General features: G+C 49.3%; 1 protein-coding gene. It reads left to right on the top strand.

Translation table 11 applies throughout. The annotated features are described in order from the left end of the window. Positions 1–176: 176 nt before the first annotated feature. The coding region (locus GS398_RS22160; protein ID WP_237488287.1) for a DUF6443 domain-containing protein at positions 177–596 on the top strand (420 nt) is incomplete at its 3' end.

The following is a 596-nucleotide window of genomic DNA, read 5'->3' as shown; positions in this document are numbered from 1 at the left end:
CGTCAATCATAATTTGTCAAATATTTTTGTATGTCTTTCCTATCATCTATATTTAACTCCATATCTCATCATAGATTCAACAAGTTCAGCTAATGAAAATAAGCTGTTATCCAGGCAATTTGCTTGTTAAAGTTTCCTTTTAAGGCACAGCTATTACGATAAAATCAGTTGGCGGCATGAAACGGTTTTCACCAAGGTTTTATCTCAGTCTGCCTTTGTGGCTGATCTGCCCGATCCTTGCCTTTGCCCAACGAACGGTGACCACCACTATCTATTCCGGCAAAGCCGAGATCACCGCGACCGACACGATCCGATTTTTGCCCGGGTTTGCTACCGGGCCGGGAGCGACGCTACGGGCTTATATCACGTCCAATGCGGCGGGTTGTCCCATTCTAACGTCTGCGCCGTCCGCTAATCAGAATTACGTCCTCACCAATACCATGCGGCAGCCGGGAATCACGGGTACCGCCGGTAAAACGGTCTGCCAGGTGAACCAAACCATCCAATATATCGACGGCCTAGGCCGCCCCTTGCAGACCGTGCAGGTGCAGGGAAGTCCCACGCAGAAGGATGTGATCCAGCCCGTTTCTTACGAT

The sequence above is a fragment of the Hufsiella ginkgonis genome, from assembly GCF_009834915.1.
In the GTDB taxonomy this organism is placed as follows: Bacteria; Bacteroidota; Bacteroidia; order Sphingobacteriales; family Sphingobacteriaceae; genus Hufsiella; species Hufsiella ginkgonis.
Note: the sequence above shows the minus strand (reverse complement) of the source record. Positions and strands in the feature narration are given on the sequence as shown.